This window comes from Bradyrhizobium sp. STM 3562 (assembly GCF_045571435.1).
In the GTDB taxonomy this organism is placed as follows: domain Bacteria; phylum Pseudomonadota; class Alphaproteobacteria; order Rhizobiales; family Xanthobacteraceae; genus Bradyrhizobium.
Map to the genome: position 1 here is coordinate 2,304,916 of NZ_CP120694.1, position 20,135 is coordinate 2,325,050.

Annotated in this window: 15 protein-coding genes; 8 read left to right on the forward strand and 7 right to left on the reverse strand. The window is 62.7% G+C overall.

The window, feature by feature from the left end; translation table 11 throughout:
- Positions 1-25 precede the first annotated feature (25 nt).
- Both P6U23_RS10605 and galE read right to left on the reverse strand, forming a co-directional pair.
- Positions 26-1,828, reverse strand: coding sequence for an ABC transporter ATP-binding protein (locus P6U23_RS10605; protein ID WP_407179612.1), 1,803 nt, complete (start codon positions 1,826-1,828; stop codon positions 26-28).
- 120 nt (positions 1,829-1,948) lie between these two features.
- Positions 1,949-2,962: a UDP-glucose 4-epimerase GalE gene (gene galE / locus P6U23_RS10610; RefSeq protein WP_407179614.1), complete on the reverse strand. Its 1,014-nt coding sequence runs from the start codon at positions 2,960-2,962 to the stop codon at positions 1,949-1,951.
- A 140-nt stretch (positions 2,963-3,102) separates the two neighbouring features.
- Between galE and P6U23_RS10615 the strand changes: the two genes are divergently transcribed.
- Complete coding sequence (locus P6U23_RS10615; protein ID WP_407179615.1) at positions 3,103-4,146, forward strand: glycosyltransferase family 4 protein; 1,044 nt, start codon at positions 3,103-3,105, stop codon at positions 4,144-4,146.
- Here P6U23_RS10615 and P6U23_RS10620 read toward each other — a convergent pair.
- Together P6U23_RS10620 and waaF are read right to left on the reverse strand one after the other, a co-directional pair.
- Entirely contained in the window at positions 4,128-4,685 is a 558-nt protein-coding gene (locus P6U23_RS10620) for a D-glycero-alpha-D-manno-heptose-1,7-bisphosphate 7-phosphatase (protein WP_407179617.1), read from the reverse strand. The two genes, P6U23_RS10615 and P6U23_RS10620, sit on opposite strands and share 19 nt — an antisense overlap.
- Before the next feature lie 67 nt (positions 4,686-4,752).
- Entirely contained in the window at positions 4,753-5,823 is a 1,071-nt protein-coding gene (waaF, locus tag P6U23_RS10625; RefSeq protein ID WP_407179619.1) for a lipopolysaccharide heptosyltransferase II, read from the reverse strand.
- Between the two features lie 228 nt (positions 5,824-6,051).
- On the opposite strand from waaF, the gene rfaD reads away from it, so the two are divergent.
- The 5 genes from rfaD (at position 6,052) to P6U23_RS10650 (ending at position 14,054) form a co-directional block, all read left to right on the forward strand.
- On the forward strand, positions 6,052-7,032 hold the full coding sequence (gene rfaD, locus P6U23_RS10630) for an ADP-glyceromanno-heptose 6-epimerase (protein ID WP_407179621.1): 981 nt from the start codon (positions 6,052-6,054) through the stop codon (positions 7,030-7,032).
- Between the two features lie 23 nt (positions 7,033-7,055).
- A complete protein-coding gene (gene rfaE1, locus P6U23_RS10635) occupies positions 7,056-8,528 on the forward strand; it encodes a D-glycero-beta-D-manno-heptose-7-phosphate kinase (protein WP_407179622.1) in 1,473 nt (490 codons plus the stop codon).
- Positions 8,525-9,808, forward strand: coding sequence for an O-antigen ligase family protein (locus P6U23_RS10640; RefSeq protein ID WP_407179624.1), 1,284 nt, complete (start codon positions 8,525-8,527; stop codon positions 9,806-9,808). Before rfaE1 ends, P6U23_RS10640 begins: the two co-directional genes overlap by 4 nt.
- A gap of 97 nt (positions 9,809-9,905) precedes the next feature.
- The gene (locus P6U23_RS10645) at positions 9,906-11,813 is read left to right on the forward strand and encodes an SDR family NAD(P)-dependent oxidoreductase (RefSeq protein ID WP_407179626.1); all 1,908 of its coding nucleotides are present in this window, start codon (positions 9,906-9,908) and stop codon (positions 11,811-11,813) included.
- A gap of 1,161 nt (positions 11,814-12,974) precedes the next feature.
- Positions 12,975-14,054 carry an IS630 family transposase gene (locus P6U23_RS10650; RefSeq protein WP_407174502.1) on the forward strand — a complete coding sequence of 360 codons (1,080 nt, stop codon included), beginning with the start codon at positions 12,975-12,977 and terminating at the stop codon, positions 14,052-14,054.
- Positions 14,055-14,101: 47 nt separating this feature from the next.
- Here P6U23_RS10650 and P6U23_RS10655 read toward each other — a convergent pair whose 3' ends face one another.
- From P6U23_RS10655 to P6U23_RS10665, 3 genes are all read right to left on the reverse strand, one after another.
- On the reverse strand, positions 14,102-15,145 hold the full coding sequence (locus P6U23_RS10655) for a glycosyl transferase (protein ID WP_407179628.1): 1,044 nt from the start codon (positions 15,143-15,145) through the stop codon (positions 14,102-14,104).
- A gap of 21 nt (positions 15,146-15,166) precedes the next feature.
- Positions 15,167-16,519, reverse strand: a complete 1,353-nt coding sequence (locus P6U23_RS10660) for a glycosyltransferase family 4 protein (protein ID WP_407179630.1) — start codon at positions 16,517-16,519, stop codon at positions 15,167-15,169.
- A gap of 103 nt (positions 16,520-16,622) precedes the next feature.
- Entirely contained in the window at positions 16,623-17,609 is a 987-nt protein-coding gene (locus tag P6U23_RS10665) for a lysylphosphatidylglycerol synthase transmembrane domain-containing protein (protein WP_407179631.1), read from the reverse strand.
- Positions 17,610-17,817: 208 nt separating this feature from the next.
- On the opposite strand from P6U23_RS10665, the gene P6U23_RS10670 reads away from it, so the two are divergent.
- Positions 17,818-19,101: a nucleotide sugar dehydrogenase gene (locus tag P6U23_RS10670; RefSeq protein ID WP_407179632.1), complete on the forward strand. Its 1,284-nt coding sequence runs from the start codon at positions 17,818-17,820 to the stop codon at positions 19,099-19,101.
- Positions 19,102-19,115: 14 nt separating this feature from the next.
- On the forward strand, positions 19,116-20,132 hold the full coding sequence (locus P6U23_RS10675; RefSeq protein ID WP_407179634.1) for an NAD-dependent epimerase: 1,017 nt from the start codon (positions 19,116-19,118) through the stop codon (positions 20,130-20,132).
- The last annotated feature ends 3 nt before the right edge of the window (positions 20,133-20,135 follow it).

Genomic DNA, 20,135 nt, shown 5'->3' on the forward strand with positions numbered 1-20,135 from the left:
CGGGTTTGGGAGGAAAGCTTGTGATTTACGCGGTGCCGCTGAGCGGTGCCAGAGTGGCTGTATCACGTTGCTGCAAGCGGAAGAAGGAGGCGTAGCGGCCACCGCGACGCAACAAATCGTCATGGCGGCCGCGCTCGACGATCTCGCCGGCCTCGACCACCAGAATGGTGTCGGCGTGCATGATCGTGTGCAGGCGGTGGGCGATGACGATGGTGGTGCGGTTCCGGCAGAGATGCTCGATCGCCTCCTGCACCTGCTTTTCGGACTCGGAGTCGAGCGCCGCGGTCGCTTCGTCCAGCAGGATTATGGGTGCGTTCTTCAGTAGCGCGCGCGCCACCGCGATGCGCTGGCGCTGGCCGCCGGAGAGCTGGGTGCCGTGCTCGCCGACCGGGGTGTCGTAGCCGAGCGGGAAGCTCATGATGAAATCATGCGCGCAGGCCGCCTTCGCCGCCTCGATGATCTCGGTCTCCGTCGCGCCTTCCTTGCCGAAGGCGATATTGGCGCGAATGGTGTCGCGGAAGAGATAGACGTCCTGGCCGACATAGGCGGTCTGCTGCCGCAGCGAGCGCCGCGAGACCTTCGAGATCGACTGCCCGTCGATCAGGACGTCGCCCGTGTTCGGCTCATAGAAGCGCAACAAAAGTGCCAGCACCGTCGACTTGCCGCCGCCGGAAGGGCCGACCAGGGCGGTCATCTTGCCAGGTTCGGCGACGAAGCTCATGCGGTCGAGCACGAGTTCGCTCGCGCGATAGGCAAAGCTGACGTCGCGCAATTCGATGCGGGCGTTCGTGAGCTTGAGAGCCGGCTTGTCGTCATCGGCAAGCTCGCTCGCGGGGCTGTCAACGACTTCGAGCAGCATCCGCGCGCCGACAAGCTGACTGTTCAGATCGATGTTGAGCCGCGCCAGGCGCTTGGCGGGCTCGGTCGCCATCAGAAAGGCGGTCATGAAGGAGAAGAACTGCCCAGGGGTGGCGCCAAGCGCGACCACGCTGTAGCCGCCATAGAGCAGACAGCCGGCCACCGCGAAGCCGCCGAGCATCTCCATCAGCGGGTTGGAGCGGTTGGAAACCCGCGCCATTTTGTTGGCGTTGCGCTCGACGATCGCGATGTTCTCGTCGATGCGCCGCTGCATGGTTTCTTCCAGCGTGAACGCCTTAACTGTGCGGATGCCCTGCAGCGATTCCTGCATGGTCTCCAGAATGTCGGCGGTGCCGGTGAACTGGCTGTGGGCGAGGCCCTTGATCCGCTTCACCAGCTTGCGCAGCATCAGCATTGCCGGCGGCACCGCCACAAGGCCGATCAAGGACAGCAGCGGATCCTGCATCACCATCACGGCGACCATGGAGATCAAGAGCAGGAAATCGCGTCCGACCGAATTGATCAGCATGTTGAGGACGTCGGCGATGGATCTGGCGCCGGCGGTCAGGCGCGCCAGGAACTCCGACGAATGGCGCTCGGAGAAGAAGGCGATACTCTCGCTCATCAGCTTGGCAAACAGCCGCCGTTGGTTGTTGGCGAGGATCGCGTTTGAGATCTTGGACAGGATTACGGTGTGGCCGTAGGTCGCCACGCCCTTGACGAACAGCAACAGGACCGTCACGCCGGAGAGAATGGCAATCCCCGGCACGTTCTTGTCCACATAGGCCTTGTTGATCACCTGGCCGAGGACATAGGTCGCAGCGGCGGTGGCGCCGGCCGCGATCGCCATCAGCGTAAATGCGATCAGATAGCGCCGCCAATAGGTCAGCCCCTGTTCCATGACGAGGCGGCGAATCAGAATCGCCGCGCCATAGGGATCGTCAGTGATTTTCTTCGGAAATTCGGCCATCCACGTCCCAATCGGCCGCGCCAGGGCATGCTCTGCCCACGGGGGCTTAGCGGCAAGGCTTCCTTGCCCGCTGGACGCGCCTTTTTCAAGCCCAATTAAGGGCTTGCACAGGCCGTGATATTACGCCGAGACCGCCTCTTGGATGTTGCCGCTGCCCTCGCGCAACAGCTTTTCCTCCCAGGCGAGCGCGTGCGCCGCGATGGTTTCGATGTTGTCGTATTGCGGCGTCCAATCGAGCGTCGCGCGGATGCGGCTGGCATCGGCGACCATGGTCATGATGTCGCCCTCGCGCCGCGGCGCATAGGACACCGCAAAATTGCGTCCCGAGACGCGCCGCACCGCCTCGATGGTCTCCAGCACGGAATAGCCGCGGCCATAGCCGCAATTGAGGGTCACCGAGGCGCCGCCGGTGCGCAGATAAGAGAGTGCCGCGCGATGCGCCTGCGCGAGATCGCTGACATGGACGAAATCGCGGATGCAGCTTCCATCCTCAGTCGGATAATCGGTGCCGAACACGTCGATCTTGGCGCGCTGTCCAGTTGCCGCCTCTACCGCGATCTTGAGCAGATGCGTGGCGCCGATGGTTGCGAGCCCGATGCGGGCCAGCGGATCGGCGCCTGCGACATTGAAATAACGCAGCACGACATAGTTCATGCCGTAAGCGGAGGCGACGTCATGCAGGATGATCTCGGTCATCAGCTTCGAGGAGCCGTAAGGCGACAAGGGTCGCGTCCGCGCGTGCTCGGGCACGGGCACCTGCTCCGGATCGCCATAGACAGCTGCGGTGGATGAGAAGATGAAGCGCTCAATGCCGCGCTTGACCGCGGCATTGAGCAGGCTGCGCGTGGTCATGGTGTTGTTGCGATAATACAGCAGCGGATCGCGCATCGATTCCGGTACCACGATGGATCCCGCGAAATGCATAATGGTGTCGACGTCGTGCTGGGCGATCACGCCATCGACCAGGTTTTCGTCGCCGGCATCTCCAATGAAAAGCGGAACGCCCTCCGGCAGATGCGCGGAAAACCCGGTGGAGAGATTGTCGATCACGACCACCTTTTCGTTCGCCTCATACAGCGCGCGAACGGTGTGACTTCCGACATAGCCGGCCCCGCCGGTAACAAGCACGCTCATTAGCTCAATCCGTAAACCCATCGTCCAAAAGCGCGCGGATGCTAGCCGGATCGCGGTGAAAGCGGGGTTTCGGGGAGGGGCGAACTGGTCTCTATGCTTAATGTTGCGTATAGGAGACCGAGCCGAAAACGGAGTGTTGTGTGCCGAGTAAGAACGATCTGGCCGATCTCGAACTCATCGTGCCGAACCTGCATAGGCGCTATTCCGGCGTGACGGCCACCAACCGCATGGTGGCGCCGAAATTGGCCAAGCGCCTGCGCGCGGCATGGTTCGGTTCCAATCGTCCTGACGGCATCGCGCCGCTCGGCGGGCTTGATCTTCTCAAGCTCTGGGGCCGCGAGCGGCCGCTCATCTGGCATGCGCGGCGCAACAACGAGATGATCGCAGGCGTCTTGCTGCGCGCGCTCGGCTGGCGCGTAAAGCTCGTGTTCACCTCGGCCGCGCAGCGCCATCACACCTGGATCACGCGCTGGCTGATCTCGCGGATGGACGCGATCATTGCGACCAGCGATCTCTCGGCGTCCTACCTGAAGCGCAAGGTGACCGTCATTCCCCATGGTGTCGACACCGACGTCTATGCACCGCCGCAGGATCGCGCCGCGGCGTTTGCGGAGAGCGGACTGGCCGGACGTTATGCGATCGGCTGCTTCGGCCGGGTGCGGGCGCAGAAGGGCAGTGACGTCTTTGTCGAGGCGATGTGCCGGCTGTTGCCCCGCTATCCCGATTTCACCGCCGTGCTGGTCGGCGCGATCACGCCGGAGCAGACGGTGTTCGCCAATGACCTGAAACGGCGCATCGAGGCGGCGGGGCTGCAATCGCGCATCCTCATCTTAGGCGAATTGCCGATCGCGCAGGTGCAACGCTGGTATCAGCGCCTCACGATCTACGCCTTCACTTCGCGCAACGAAGGTTTTGGATTGACGCTGATCGAGGCGATGGCGGCGGGCGCGGCGCTGGTCGCCTCGCGCGCCGGTGCGGCGGAGCTCGTGGTCGAGGACGGGGTGACCGGCGTGCTGACGCCACCGGGTGATGTGGACGCGCTGTTGGCGGCGCTGGAGCCCTTGATGCGCGATCCTGTATCCGCGACCTCGATGGGGGTGCGCGCGCGGCAGCGCGTCTTAGAAAAATTCAGTCTCGACGTCGAGGCGGACAGTATCGCCAGCGTCTATCGGACGCTCGTTTGAGCGATGACGTCGATGACGAACGCATCGAGATCGCCGCCTGCGAACAAGAAGCCGGGCAGGCCCGCCGCCTGCGCCGCCTCGATGTCCGTCGGCCTATCGCCGATGACAAAACTGCCCTCGTGCCGCACTGGCCAGTGCTCCATCAGATCATGGATCATGCCGGGCGCGGGCTTGCGCCAGGGGTGCGCCTCGAGATAGCCGGCGACAGTTCCTTCAGGGTGATGCGGGCAATAGCGGATATCGTCGATTTGCGCGCCCTGCGCGGCCAGTTCGCTACACATCCAGGCGTGCAGGACTTTTACGTCCTCTTCGGTGAAAAAGCCGCGCGCCACGCCCGACTGGTTGGTGAAGAAGAACACGAAATAGCCGGCCTCATTGAGGCGCCGGATCGCTTTGGCCGCGTTCGGCATCCAGCGGATCCGCTCCTTCGTGCCCATATAGCCGTCGTCGTGATTGATCACGCCATCGCGGTCGAGGAAGGCTGCGGGCCTCAACCTCGCCTGGCCGATGCCGGTCAGATCTTTCGCTGGTTCGTTCAAGGCGCACCCATAACTCGCGTTACGCCTTGCTACCGGTGGCGTGGCGAGAGCGCAAGCAGGAGAGATCTCAACGCGCGTGCTTGGCCACAGCCTCGGCTAGAACCTGCTCCGCAATCGCCGCAACATCCTCGGCAGGAATATCCCGCATGCAGCGATGATGTTTCAGCCGGCAGACCGGCCGGTGACAGGGCTGGCAGGGTACGACAGTCTTGGTCTGGATGGTGGCCGCGAGCCCGTTCAGCGGCCCCCAGAGATAGGGATCGGTCGGGCCGAAAATGCCCATGGTCGGTGTACCCAAGGCCGCGGCCACATGCATCAGGCCGGAATCGTTGGAAATCGCGACGCTCGCCGCCGCCAGGGCCAAGATGCCGTTACGCAAATCTGTACCGGTCAGATCGCGAACCCTTGCTCCGCCGGCGGCCACAATCTCGGCCGCGACAGCCTTCTCGCCGGGGCCGCCGACCACCCAGACGTCGAGCCTGCGCGCGGCGAGGAGCCGCGCGGCTTCCGGGTAATAGGACCAGCGCTTTCCCGAGCCCACGGAGCCGGGGGCGAGTGCGATGGCCGGTCGGTCACTCAGAGCGTGCATCTGTCGCCACCGCACGACCTCGTCGGCCGGAACCTCAAGCTGTGGAAGCGGCCATTCCGAGGGCTGCGGCGCGCCCTCGGGCAGCGCGAGCACAGCTTGCTGGTCGATCATGCGGGGCAGGGCCCTTTCGCCCCAGCGCCAGCGGTTGAGCACGCCAAAGCGCGCCTCCCCGACAAAGCCGACCCGCTCCGGAATACCCGCCAGCGCGGGCGCCAGGGCCGATTTCCAGGTGCGGGGCATGACAAGTGCGGTCCGATAGCCCCGCGCCTTCAGAAGGCGCGCCAGGGCCCATTGCTGGGCCATTGCGAGCCGGCCGCGAGGCAGGTTCCAGATGACACCTTGCCGCACGCCGGGCATATAATCGAGCAGCGGTGCGCAAAGTGAGGTGGTCAGCATGTCCACTGGCCGATTCGGCCAGCGCTCCTTAAGCACGCGCACCACCGTGTGGCCGCGGACGAAGTCGCCGATCCACATGTAGGGGATAATCAAGATCGGGCTGGCATCCTCCCGGTCCATCCGCAATTCCGGATCTGGTGAATAAAAATTCATTGTTTAAGCGCCATGAGTTCGGCCTCCGTAGCCGCTCGGCGGCGCCAGGTAAAGCCGAAGCTCGGCAGGCCTATCGCGATCATCAGGTTCCCAAGTACGGATGCGCTTTCCACGATCGTTGCAGAACACAGTTCGTCAAGTTTTCGGTTTATGCGTTGACTGGTCAAGTTGCTTGCGGGACGAGACTGGGGCAAAGCTGGCGGCACCCAAGTCAAGGCAGGGAATGGAATGTTGCTGGTGACCGGCGGCGCCGGTTTTATCGGATCGAATGTGGTGGCGGCGCTCAACGATGCCGGCCGCACGGACATCGCCGTTTGCGACCTGCTCGGCCAGGAAGGGAAATGGCGTAACCTCGCTAAGCGTCAGCTTGCTTACTTCGTGCCGCCGTCCGAATTGGACGCGTGGCTGAAGGGCCGGCGGCTCGACGCGGTGATCCATCTCGGCGCGATTTCCGAGACCACCGCCGTCGATGGTGATGTCGTGATCCAGACCAATTTCAATCTCTCGATGCGGCTCTTGGACTGCTGCACCGCGAGCGCGACGCCGTTCATCTATGCCTCCTCCGCCGCGACCTATGGCGACGGCGCGCAAGGCTTTCGCGACGACCCCTCGCTCGCGGCGCTGAAGCGGCTGCGTCCGATGAACCTTTATGGCTGGAGCAAGCATCTGTTCGACATGGCGGTGGTGGCGCGCGCCGAAAAAGGCGAGAAGCTGCCGCCGCAATGGGTGGGCCTGAAATTCTTCAACGTCTTCGGCCCCAACGAATATCACAAAGGGGCGATGGCAAGTGTGCTGGCGCGCCGTTTTGAGGACATCAAGGCCGGGCGGCCGGTGCAGCTGTTCAAATCGCATCGCGAGGGGATCGGTGACGGCGATCAGAGGCGTGATTTCATCTATGTCGATGACGTGGTGCGGGTGGTGATATGGCTGCTCGCCACCCCTTCCGTTTCCGGCCTATTCAACGTCGGTACCGGGCGCGCGCGCAGCTTCAAGGATCTGATGCTGTCGGCCTATGCCGCGCTCGGGCTTGAGCCCAACATCCAGTATATCGACATGCCCGAGCAGATCCGCGGCAGTTACCAATACTTCACGCAGAGCGAGGTCGATCGGCTGCGTGCCACCGGCTACAACGGCGGCTTCACGGCGCTGGAGGAGGCGGTTGGACTTTACGTGAGGGGCTATCTCGATGCCACCGACCGTTTCCGCTGAAATATAAGACATGACGGAGCCCGATGTTCGACTTTGACGCCTTGTCGCACGCGATCGCGCGCCAGACGGTGCTCTGCATCGGCGACCTCATGCTCGACGAATTCGTCTATGGCGAGGTATCGCGCATCTCTCCGGAAGCGCCGGCGCCTGTGATTGCGGTCCAGCGCAGTGAGATCAATATCGGCGGCGCGGGCAATGTCGCGCGCAACATCGCAAGCCTGGGCGCGTCTTGCATCTTCGTCGGCCTGATCGGCGAGGATGAGACGGGGACGCAATTGAAGGCGGCGCTTGAGCGGGAGGAGCGCATCGAAAGCGTCTTGATCGCGGATCCGGCGCGGCCGACCACGCGGAAGGCGCGCTTCGTCTCCGAGCACTTTTCCACCCACATGCTGCGTGCCGACTGGGAACTGGCGGCACCCGCCGGCGGTGCAACCGAGCAGAAACTGATCGATGCGGTGCTGCCGCTCGTTGCGCGCGCCGATATCGTCCTGCTCTCTGACTATGCCAAGGGCGTCCTCACCGCACGGGTGATCCGCAACATCATCGATGCGGCGCGCAAGTTGAGCAAGCGCGTGATCGTCGATCCCAAGAGCGCCAATTTCGCCATCTACCGGGGCGCGACGCTGCTCACGCCCAATCGCAAGGAGTTTGCGGAAGCCACCCGCAGCCGGGCGGACAGCGCGGAAAGCATCGCGCAGGCCGCCAGGGACGCGATGCAGCTCGCCGATTGCGAAGCGATCCTGGTGACGCAGAGCGAGCACGGCATGACGCTGGTGCCGCGCAAGGGCGAGGCCATCCACGTGCCGGCGCATCCGGTCAGGGTGCGCGACGTCTCCGGCGCCGGCGATACGGTGGCCGCGGTGCTCGCGGCCGTGCTGGCGACGGGCGCGGATTGGGAGACCGCGCTGCGGATGGCCAATGCCGCCGCGGCAGTCGCGGTCAGCAAGCAGGGAACGGCGAGCGTGACCGCGACCGAGTTGCGGCGGAAGATCCTGCCGCACGCCTTTCTCGCGGCGGAGGAGAAGCTTATCGCCTCGGAGGCTGAGCTCGACGCGCAGCTCATGGAATGGCGCAAGCAGGGGTTGCGGATCGGCTTTACCAACGGCTGTTTCGATATACTGCATCCCGGCCATGTCAGGGTGCTGACGGAAGCGCGCGCCGCCTGTGACCGGCTGATTGTGGGGCTCAACAGCGACGCCTCGGTGCGCCGCCTGAAGGGGGAGGGGCGTCCGCTGCAGAATGAACAGGCGCGCGCGGAAGTGCTGGCCGCGCTCGAGGCCGTTGATCTCGTTGCCATCTTTACCGAGGATACGCCACTTCGGCTGATCAGCCAGGTCAAACCAAACGTGCTGGTGAAGGGGGGCGACTATACCCGCGAGCAGGTGGTCGGGCACGAGATCGTCGAAGCGGGCGGCGGCACGGTGATGCTGGTCGATATCGTGCCGGGTTTTTCCACGACATCGCTGGTCAATCGCGCGAAGGGAGAGCTGGCGTGACGGTGATTGCCGAGACTCCGAAATTGTCGCTGCAAGGCAAGCTGCGCGATCCGGCGGCCTGGATCAGGACCGTCGACATCCTCGTGATCCTGCTGGCGCTATCGCTGCCCTGGTCGACCTCGCTGGTCGGAATATTCGGCGCTCTGATCGTCATTGCGATGTTGCCGTTCTTCGAGGTCCGCGCGTTCGTGCGCACGGTGCAGCGGCCGATCAGCTGGGTCCCGATCACCCTGTTCCTGCTGGCGCTGGTGGGAACGTTGTGGTCGGACGCCGCTTGGGGGGCGCGGCTTTACGCCGTCGGCCCGACGGCAAAGCTCCTCGTGCTTCCCTTCCTGCTCTATCATTTCGAGCGCTCAGAGCGCGGCTTGTGGGTTTTCATCGCCTTCCTGGTGTCCTGCACCGTCATGGTGGTGGCGTCCTGGACGGTTACCTTCTTTCCCGACCTGACGCTCAAGGCCAAGGACGTCGCCTCGCGCGGAATTTTCGTTAAAAACTATATCGACCAGAGCCAGGAGTTTGCGCTTTGCGCGGTGGCCCTGGCCTATCCAGTCGTTATGTTGTTGCGCGCGAAGAAGACCGTGCCGGCGCTGCTGCTCTGCGTTCTCGCATTGAGCTTCATCGCGAATATGGCTTTCGTCATTGTCTCGCGCACGGCGCTAGTCACGATGCCGATCATGCTTGCGGTATTTGGCGTCCTGCACTTGCGCTGGCGCACCACGCTGATGATCCTGTGTGCGGCGGCCGCCGTCGGTGTGGTCGCCTGGTTTGTCTCGCCGCAACTGGAGGCGACCGTCAACAGCTTCAAACGCGACTACCAGCTCTACATGGAGCACGGCACGCCCACTTCGATGGGCGAGCGGCTTGAATACTATCGCAAGTCGCTCAAGTTCTTCGCTGAGGCGCCGATCGTCGGCCATGGCACCGGATCGACCCGCGGCCTTTTCGAGGCGGCGGCGACGGGGCCTGCGGGTCTCGCGGCCGCGCAGGTCGTCAGCAATCCACATAACCAGACCTTGAACGTTGCCGTGCAATGGGGCGTGACCGGCATCGTCGTCCTCTACGCGATGTGGCTCTTGCACCTGCTCCTGTTCCGCGGCGAGGGCGTGGCGAACTGGATCGGGCTTCTTGTCGTGGTGCAGAACATCTTCACGTCACTGTTCAACTCTCATGTATTCGATTTCCACGAAGGGTGGATGTACGTGGTGGGTGTTGGCGTCGCCGGCGGCATGGTGTTGAAGGCGCGCGCGCCTGAAAAGGCCGGTACAAGCAACGCTTGTTGAGGCCCCGCGCGGCTTTCCAGCGCGCACGGGATGGGCTATCAGCAGCACGGGAGCGCCGTCGCAGAACTCTTTCGCTTTCCCGCCAACTGGTCCTTGAATGACGCGTCTGTCGCATCTCACCTTGCGCAATCTCTGGATCGCCCTCCATGATGTGGGGGCAACGGCGCTCGCGCTCTTTGGCGCGTTCTATCTGCGCTTCGAAGGCGGCGAGCTGTTTTTCGAGCGCCTGCCGCTGCTGCTGCGCATCCTGCCGTATTTTTTGGCACTCAGCCTCGTCGTCTGTTATCTCTTCAACCTGACGACCACGAAGTGGCGCTTCATCTCGCTGCCGGATGCGCTCAACATTCTGCGCGTCGCCACGGTACTGGCCATCGCTCTCCTGGTGATGGACTACGTCCTGGTCGCGCCAAACATGCATGGCACCTTCTTCCTCGGCAAGGTGACCATCATCCTCTATTGGTTCCTCGAGGTCTCATTCCTGAGCGCGTTGCGCTTTGCCTACCGCTACTTCCGCTACACGCGGGTGCGCCATCACGCCATGACCGAGGACGCTTCGCCGACGCTGCTGGTCGGCCGCGCGGCCGATGCCGAAATCGTCCTGCGCGCCATCGAAAGCGGCGCCGTCAAACGGATCTGGCCGATCGGCATCCTCTCACCCTCGATTGCCGATCGCGGCCAGTTGATCCGCACCGTGCCGGTGCTCGGCGGCATGGACGATATCGAGGAGGTCGTGGCCGACTTCGCCCGGCGCAACAAGCCGATTGCACGCGCTGTGATGATGCCCTCGGCCCTGGAGGCTGAAGCCCGCCCCGAGACCTTCCTGATGCGCGCCAAGCGGCTGCGCCTGATCGTGAGCCGTCTGCCCTCGCTGGAGAGCGGCGACGCGCCGCGGCTCGCGCCGGTGGCGGTCGAGGACCTCTTGTTGCGGCCGAGCTCGGCCATCGACTATGCCCGGCTCGAGGCGCTGGTGAAGGGCAAGGCGGTGATCGTCACCGGTGGCGGCGGTTCGATCGGCTCGGAAATCTGTCATCGCGTGGTGACTTTCGGGGCGTCGCGTTTGCTGGTGCTGGAAAACTCGGAGCCTGCGCTTTACGGCATCACCGAGGCGCTTGCCGCGCAGCAGACCGAGGCGGTCGTGGATGGGCGGATTGCGGACATTCGCGATCGCGAGCGCGTGCGCCAGTTGATGGTCGAGTTCAAGCCGGACCTGGTGTTCCATGCGGCGGCGCTGAAACACGTGCCGATCCTGGAGCGGGACTGGAGCGAGGGCGTCAAGACCAACATTTTCGGATCGATCAACGTTGCGGATGCGGCGCTCGCCGCCGGCGCGGAAGCGATGGTGATGATCTCGACCGACAAGGCGATCGAGCCGGTCTCGATGCTGGGACTGACGAAACGCTTTGCCGAGATGTATTGCCAGGCGCTGGATCACGATCTAGCGCAGAGCGCAGGTTCGCGGCCGATGCGGCTGATCTCGGTGCGCTTCGGCAATGTGCTCGCCTCCAATGGCTCGGTGGTGCCGAAATTCAAGGCGCAGATCGAGGCGGGCGGGCCGGTGACCGTGACCCATCCCGAGATGGTCAGGTATTTCATGACCATTCGCGAGGCCTGCGATCTCGTGATCACGGCGGCCACCCACGCGCTCGCCGCGCACCGGCCGACCGTTTCAGTGTATGTGCTCAACATGGGCCAGCCGGTGAAGATCGTTGATCTCGCCGAGCGGATGATCCGCTTGTCCGGCCTGCAACCGGGCCATGACATCGAGATCGTTTTCACCGGGATGCGTCCCGGTGAGCGGCTGAACGAGATCCTGTTCGCCAGCGAAGAGCCGCCGGTCGATATCGGCGTCGCCGGCGTGATGGCGGCCAAACCGAACGAGCCGCCGATGCAGGCGCTCAAGAAATGGATCGCAGCACTCGAGCAGGCGATCGAGCGGCACGATCCTGCCACCATCCAGACCGTGCTGAAGGACGCCGTGCCGGAATTCGGCTCAAACGCCGCGTGAGCTCGGAGTAGTCGCGAGAATCTGTTGGGTTCGTAGGTTGTTCACCTGCCCAGATGCATTGGTCGTACACGCTGGCGGCCGATCGGGAAACGATTTATGTGCGCGATGTATTCAGAATAGTAGAGCTGCTGGAAAGGCTGGCGCGCGGGGCATGCGTGCACACGGGTGTCGGATGGCCATCCCTGGCCAATGTTTTTGAAACGGTCCTACAGCATTTACATCACCCACTTCTTTTACATTCTGGCGAATGTTCCTGAGATCGGGCGCTTCAGCAAAGCTGGATCCCGGGACAGATCTACGCGCATTTCCGGACGATACCCGCTACGCCTTGGCGCTGCGCGACCTTCCTTTTCTTGCCGGGAGTTGCTTGTAGAGCGGCCGGGTATTGGCTCCGGAAAATGGATCGTCGACAAGCCAAATCGGCGGTTGTTCAAACTTGCGACGACCAGTTCGCCGCAGTCTGCTGAATGATGTCAAGCAAATCAGGCCGCATGACCGTTGGCCAGCGCGGAGCCGCAGCGATCGGCACCTGTCACTGGTGCCTACGTCGGCGGATTTCTCATTGAACTCGCGTCACATTCTGAGTTGTCGCTGCGGCGCACGGTGTGCTTTTCTGGATTCTGGGCTTGCCTGCTGCGCTCCAGATTAGCCGGCCAAGCTCACGGAGGATCGGATGAGCCGCATCAATCCAGCCGCACCTGCAGCATCCGCAGTGCTTATTGCGCAGATGCTCTCTGCTTGCTCCGGTTCACCTCAGTCCGGTCCCGCACCAGCAACTCGCTCTGCTGCACCGTATGTGCAGAACCTGAATGAGCCGCCGCCAAACCGAGATTCCGCGGCTGAGCAAGCAGCGCGGACCAAGGCCGAGCTGAACGCGATTCGCGAAAGCCAGGAGCGCGCCGCCGCCCGGTAGCGGGTCCCTCACCTACTTGTTTTCGCCGGTATCGGCGCGTAGCCGGCGGAGCGAGCGTTGGTACAATACGACGCCCGTTATTGCCTTCGCATCTCTTCGCACCAGATCGGAATATTGGCGACCTGACGCGCCAATCCCAGAACGACCGCTGCGCCAGTATCTAGGCGGGCGAAGCGCCAACCAGGGCACTAGTGTTCCGTCACTGACAGACGATTCACAAATCGGCGCGAACCTGCAAGTCTGCGCCGATGAGGAAGATCGAACAGATTGCGGTCGGCGCGACCGATCGTGAGCGACTGGAGCGGCTGGTCCGGGGCCGGAACACGCCGCAGAAGGTGGTTTGGAGAGCACGGATCGTGTTGCTGGCAAGCGATGGACTGACGGCGGAGGCGATTGCGGCGGCGGTTGGCAAGAGCCTGCTGACCGTGCGCCGCTGGCGTCAGCGCTACTTGGCGAAAGGCGTGGACGGGCTGCTGAAGGACGCGACCCGGCCATCGCGCGTCAAACCGTTGTCGCCCGAAAAGATCAAGCAGGTTGTGCACATGACGCTGCACGAGAAGCCGCCAAATGCGACCCATTGGAGCGTGCGCAGCATGGCGAAGGCGGTGGGCCTCTCCTACAGCAGCGTCCAGCGTATCTGGCATGCGCACGAACTGAAACCGCATCTCGTCGACACCTTCAAAGTCTCGCGCGACAGGAACTTCGCTGCCAAGGTGGAAGACGTGGTCGGGCTCTATCTCAATCCGCCGGACAAGGCGCTGGTCCTCTGCGTCGATGAAAAGAGCCAAATCCAGGCTCTCGATCGTACCCAGCCCGGTCTGCCCATGAAGAAGGGCCGCGCCGGCACCATGACCCACGACTACAAGCGCAACGGCACTACGACCTTGTTCGCGGCACTCAGCATGCTGGACGGCAAGGTGATCGGGACGTGCATGCCACGCCATCGGCATCGTGAGTTCCTTCGCTTTCTCAGGCTGATCGACCAGCAGACCCCGCCCGGCCTCGACCTGCATCTGGTCGTTGACAACTATGCGACCCACAAAACGCCGGCCGTAAAGCGTTGGCTCAAGGCGCATCCACGCTTCCATTTGCACTTCACTCCGACCTCGGCCTCTTGGCTCAACATGGTGGAGCGCTTCTTTGCCGAGATCACTCGAAACCGCATCCGCCGCGGCACCTTCGAGAATGTCGCCGAACTGAAAAGCGCGATCATGGAATACCTGGAAAACCACAATGCCGATCCAAAGCCCTTCATCTGGACCAAGTCCGCAGGCGAAATCCTCGAAAAAGTCGCCCGTGCGAAACAAGCGTTAGAGTCACAACACTAGGAGCACTCACGCGGGCGTAATTATTGGCACTCTATCCGAAACATCCCTCACTCCGATTCCCTCGAAGCGAGCAAGGAAAGGGAGATTCTCCGTTGCGAGAACCGGTAGAGCACGAGCGCGACCGCGATCGCGCCGGCCACAAGCAGCACAATGTCGGCAAGCGCCGAATTCAGCCTGACCGAGGCCAGCGCCAGCGCCGCAAGCACGACGTTGAGCGCGAAGACCTCCGCGACCACGCGCGAGATCGTAAAACCGTTATCGGTCGCGCGCTGATAGAAATGCGTGCGATGGGCGGCCCAGAACGGCTCGCGTCGTGCGATGCGCCTCAAGAGCGTGAGTGTCGCGTCGGCAAGGTAATAGAGCGGCAGCAGGAGCGCCGCCGCGACATGCTGATGCCATGCAAGCTGCAGCAGGCACCAGCCGAGCAAAAGACCGATCGGCAGGCTGCCGACATCTCCTAAGAAAACCTTGGCCACGGGACGATTGAAGGGCGCAAAGCCGAGCATGGCGCCGCCGAGCGTCGCGGCGATGATGGTCGCAAGCAGAGGGACATCGCCAAGCCACCCGAACAGGACGATGGCGCCGGTCGTGGGGACGAGCTCGGCCACCGTCATCAAGTCCAGCCCGTCCATGAAGTTAACGAGATTGACGAACCAAAGCCCGGCCACCAGCAGCAGCGCGCGTTCGAGGCCGAAGGGGACCACCGGGACAATCCGCAGCTCCGAAGGTGCCGCGAATACGATTGCCGCGACAGCGGCCGCCTGCAGCAGAAAGCGCGGCAGTACGGGGATGGTCCTGATGTCATCGACAAAGCCCACCAGCGCGATGAACACGGTGGCGCCGAACAGCACGAAAGGGATGGCCTGGCCGATCGCGACCACATAGCCGCAAGCGACGAGAATGGTCGCGGCGATCACGGCGATGCCCCCGCCCTGCGGGGTGGGGATCACATGGGAGGAGCGCGCATTGGGGCGGGCAAGCGCGTAGCGCTGCAACAGCGGCCGCAATAGCACGATCAATGCGGCGCAGATCAGGGCCGAAGCAAGTGCGGCAAGGAGGAGCAGCGGGCGAGGATGATCGAGGCTGGTCATGACGGCGATCGCAACAACCTCTCAAGAGCCAGGCGGACGCAGCGCGATCTGTTCCAGGCCGTGCCGGTTGCGCGCGCGCTGGTGCGCCAGAAGCCTCTCCATGAGATCGCGATATGCGCCCAAACAGGTTTTCGCGGTATAGCGGCTGGCGACCTCTGCGGCGCGGCGGCCCTTCTTCGTGGTCTCGCCCGCATCCGACGCGGCCAGCAGAATCGCGTCCGCCAGCGCCCTGGGATTCTCGGGCGGGGTCACCCAGCCGATGTCTTCCTCCTCCAGCAGCAGCGCGGCCTCGGCATCTTTCTCCGAACAGACGATGGCGGGACGCCCGACCGCGAAGATGTTGTAGATGCGGCTCGGCACCGAGACGCCCGTATTGTTGCTGCGATAGGGCACGAGCCAGACGTCGCCGGCGGCGAGAAAATCCTCCAGTTCGGTCTCGGCGACCCGTTCGATCAAGGTCACGTTGGGGCTGGGCGATGCCGCCTGTATTTCCTTGATCCTGCTCCAGCCCACGCCATGCCCGGATAACAGGAAGCGAATGTCCTGACGATCCTGGAGCAGGCGTGCGGCTTCAAGCACCGAGAGCGGATCATGGGTGTACCCGGCATTGCCTGACATCGCGACGATGAATTGCCCGCCGGCGCGCCGGCGGAACGGATTGTCGTCGCTGATCTCGCGATAGCCGGCCGCCATGCTGGCCCAGTTCGGAATCAGGCTGAGTTTTGCGGCGCTCACCTTGGGATAGGCGAGCAGTTTCGGCGCCATGTCGCGGCCGATGATGATGATGCCAGCAAGGTGGGCGAACATCAGCCTGTTGAGCGCCCGTAAGCTCCGCGCGAGCAGCGAGCTTGCGCGGATGAGGCCCGCCATGATGAGCGAATCCGGATAAAGGTCATGCATGATCAGAACGGCTGCGCTCTTGCGCAGGCGCGCTGCAAGGGCGACCGCATAGGGCAGGGTGAAGGGCGCGGTGACGGTGAGCAGCACGTCCTCGCTCCGGGCATGCCTCAGCACGGCAAGCAGGGCCTGAATCGAGAACAAAATGTCGGCAAAGGAGCGCGAGACGAGCGCGCCCTTGCCGGGCCACCAGCTCTTGATCTCGATGATTTCGGGTTTGCCTGGACCAGGCGGTGATACATTGGCCGAACCGGGCGCGCCCGAGATCACCATGACCTTGCTGTTTCTCGCAAGCTCCTCGGCGATATCGGTCATGTAATGCGAAGTCGTGCTGGGGAACGGCACGTAATATTGGCTCACGATTACGATCTTGCCGCTTGATACGGGCGATCCCGCCCCGGATGATCTCGGCTTCAGCGATGCGCGCGCGAGCTTCCTGTAAAGCTGGATGATAGACTTGACGATGGGCGACGCCAAACGCGTATCCTCAAAAAAGCTCAACTTTCAGCGAAGATAGGTGACGTCTGCAACTCTTTTGGCCGTTCGAATAGAGAACGGCCGACGTGTTCCCGTGGGGAGGTCATGGGCTGCCGCCACCTTGAACGTGCAAGTGTGCAATCTCGATCGGGGCTGTGGATCTTGCCGCTTTTTCGGCACTGAAGATCCAGACCAATCCGCCCAGCGCGCCCACGATGAAAGAGATCGCTCCAAACAGGATCGAGACCACCGTGCCGTCGGTTTGCGCCAGCCCTGCATAGCCGAACGCCACCGTCATCGTCGCCTCGCGTACGCCCCAACCAGCGATCGAGATTGGCAGCATGGTGATGAGCATGATCGGCGGTATCAGCATGAAAAGCTGCTCGAAATCGGCGGGCGCTGCTATCGAACGCACGCAGCACCATGCGATCACGACCGCCAGCCCATGAATGGACAGCGAGAGCACCGCGACTTTCGGTCCGCTGCGTCGGCTGAAAATGATTTGATTAGCGATGACCGAGCAGGCGTGAATGTGCCTGGTCGGCCACCACCTCTTGAGCCAGACCCAGGGCAGACGCCCGAGCAACAAAAAGCCCAAGCCGCCGAGTAGGGCCGCAAAATCGACGAAAACGAGCGCGAGCCGACCGTTTGCGTCGCTAATCAGGCCGTAGCTCCAGGGCAGGCTCGCCACAATGATGAGCGCGAGTGCAATGAGTCCCACCGCGCGATCGGTCAATATCGAATAGGTTGCCGCGCGCCATCCGGCGCCATTGCGGCTGACCAGCCAAAGCCGCACCGCGTCGCCTCCGATCGAGGAGGGTAGCGTTTGGTTGAAGAAGGAGCCGATCATGTTGTAGCGAAACGCCTGCATGTCGGTCAGCGGCGCATGACAGAGGTCGGAGATCTCTCGCCAGCGCAGTGCACCAAGGAAGATCTGGAAGAGAGTGACCAGCACACCAAAGCCGATCCACAAAAGGTTGATCTGACTTAGGCGCGCCTGGATAGCGGCGAAATTGATGCCGCGAAGCGCAAGGTAAAGCAGCGCCAGCGACACCAGGACCCGCGTCGTCAAAATCAGAAATCCGCGCATTCAGAAAAACCGCGTTCACTCACAGTTTCGAACAACCCAAAACGAGCCCGCTTTGCGCCCATTCCGGCTTGGATCATGTCCCTGAAGACCTTGCGGAAGTAACCCTAATACGCGGCAGGCTTCCACCCCTTGCGATCTTCACGATAGGCTGGCTAAACAGTCGGCGGAGCGGCGTCAATGGCGTCTCGAAAGCCTGGAATATTATTTTATGTCACACGGCCGGAAGATCGCCGTCATCGGGCTGGGTTACGTCGGGCTGCCGGTCGCCGCGGCATTTGCGCGTGGCGGGAGCCCGGTCGTCGGTTTTGATATCGATGCCTCGCGGGTCAGGGAGCTGCAGGCGGGACAGGACCGCACGCTGGAGGTTGATCCATCGGATCTGAAGCTCGCTTGCCTCAGTTTTACCGCCGACGCCGATACGCTGCGGTCTGCCGATTTTTTCATCATCACGGTTCCAACCCCGATTGATGACGCCAACAGGCCAGATTTGACCGCCATGCTCGAGGCCTCGCGCCTGGTTGGCGCGGCGCTGAAACAAGGCGATATTGTGGTCTACGAATCGACGGTCTACCCCGGCGCGGTCGAAGAGGAATGTGTTCCAATTCTCGAGCAAGTTTCCGGGCTCAGGGTTGGTTCGGCTTTTGACGTGGGCTATTCGCCCGAACGCATCAATCCCGGCGACCGCAAGCATCGCTTTGACACCATCACCAAGGTCGTCTCGGCCCAGAACGGGAAAACGCTCGACATCGTCGCGGAGGTCTATGGATCGGTGGTTCGTGCCGGCATTCATCGGGCACCCTCGATCAAGGTCGCGGAGGCCGCCAAGGTGATCGAGAACACCCAGCGCGACCTCAACATCGCCTTCATGAACGAGCTGTCGCTGATCTTTCAGGCGCTCGATATCGACACCGGCGACGTGCTTGCGGCCGCAAGCACCAAATGGAATTTCCTGCAGTTTCAGCCCGGCCTTGTCGGCGGCCACTGCATCGGTGTCGACCCGTATTACCTGACCTATCGCGCCGAGAAGGCCGGCTACCACCCCGAAGTCATCCTTGCAGGTCGCCGCATCAATGACGAAATGGGACGGCGGATTGCGCGCGAATGCATTCGCGGGCTGTTGCGCCGGAAGTGCGGGAGCTCGGTGGTGACGGTCCTCGGCATGTCCTTCAAGGAGAACGTGCCTGATATCCGCAATTCCCGCGTGATCGACGTGGTGCGCGAATTGCAGTCGTTTGGCGTCACCGTTCAGATCGCCGATCCGCTCGCGGATCCGCGCAGCGTCGCCGAGGAATATGGGGTTGCGTTGCGCGACATCGAAGAGCTCGATCCCTGCGATGCCGTCATTCTGGCGGTCGCGCACGACGCCTATATCGAGGGCGGCTGGCGTCTGGTGCAACGATTGCTGCGCGGCGGCACGGGCCTCGTTTTCGACGTAAAGATGAAGCTCGATCGACAGCGCAAGCCATCGGGCATCGAGCTGTGGCGACTTTGAGCATCGGAGCAAACATGCCGCAGCAATCCATCCTGGTCACCGGCGCTGCCGGGTTCATCGGATTTCATGTCGCGCAACAGCTTCTGTCGCAGGGCCGCGACGTCGTCGGCGTCGACAGCGTCAACGACTATTACGATCCGACCCTGAAGGAGGCGCGGCTCGAACTACTCAAGCGCGATGCGAAATTCACTTTCGTGAAGCTCGATCTCGCTGACCGCGCGGCGACGGCAGCGCTGTTCGCGCAACACGCTTTCTCTCAAGTTGTGCATCTGGCCGCGCAAGCAGGGGTCCGCTACTCGCTACAGCACCCGCACGCCTATATCGATGCCAACATCCAGGGCTTTCTGAACGTGCTGGAAGGCTGCCGTCATAACGGCTGCAGGCACCTGTTGTTTGCCTCCTCGTCCTCCGTCTACGGCGCGAACACCAAATTGCCGTTCTCGGTGCACGACAATGTCGATCACCCGGTGAGCCTTTACGCGGCCTCGAAGAAGGCCAACGAGCTGATGGCGCATGCCTATAGTCATCTTTACGGGATCCCGACCACGGGCTTGCGCTTCTTCACCGTCTATGGGCCTTGGGGCCGGCCTGATATGGCGATGTTCATTTTCGCCAAGGCGATCCTGGCCGGAGAGCCGATCAAGCTGTTCAACCACGGCAAGATGCGCCGCGACTTCACCTATATCGACGACATCGCCGAGGCGATCGTGCGCCTGATCGGCAGGGCGCCACAGGGCGAGCCGGCTTGGGACGGCAGCCAACCCGATCCCGCGAGCAGCAAGGCGCCCTGGAAAATCTACAATATCGGCAACAGCCATCCCGAGGAGCTGACCCATGTCGTCTCGCTCCTGGAGAAGGAATTGGGTAAAACGGCGAGGAAGGAATTGCTTCCGATGCAGCCGGGCGATGTCGAGGCAACCTATGCCGATGTTGCCGCGCTCGAACGGGAGATCGGCTTTCGGCCTTCGACTCCGATCGAGGTCGGCATCGCACGTTTCGCGAAGTGGTATGGCGAGTTTCACCGGAAATAGGGG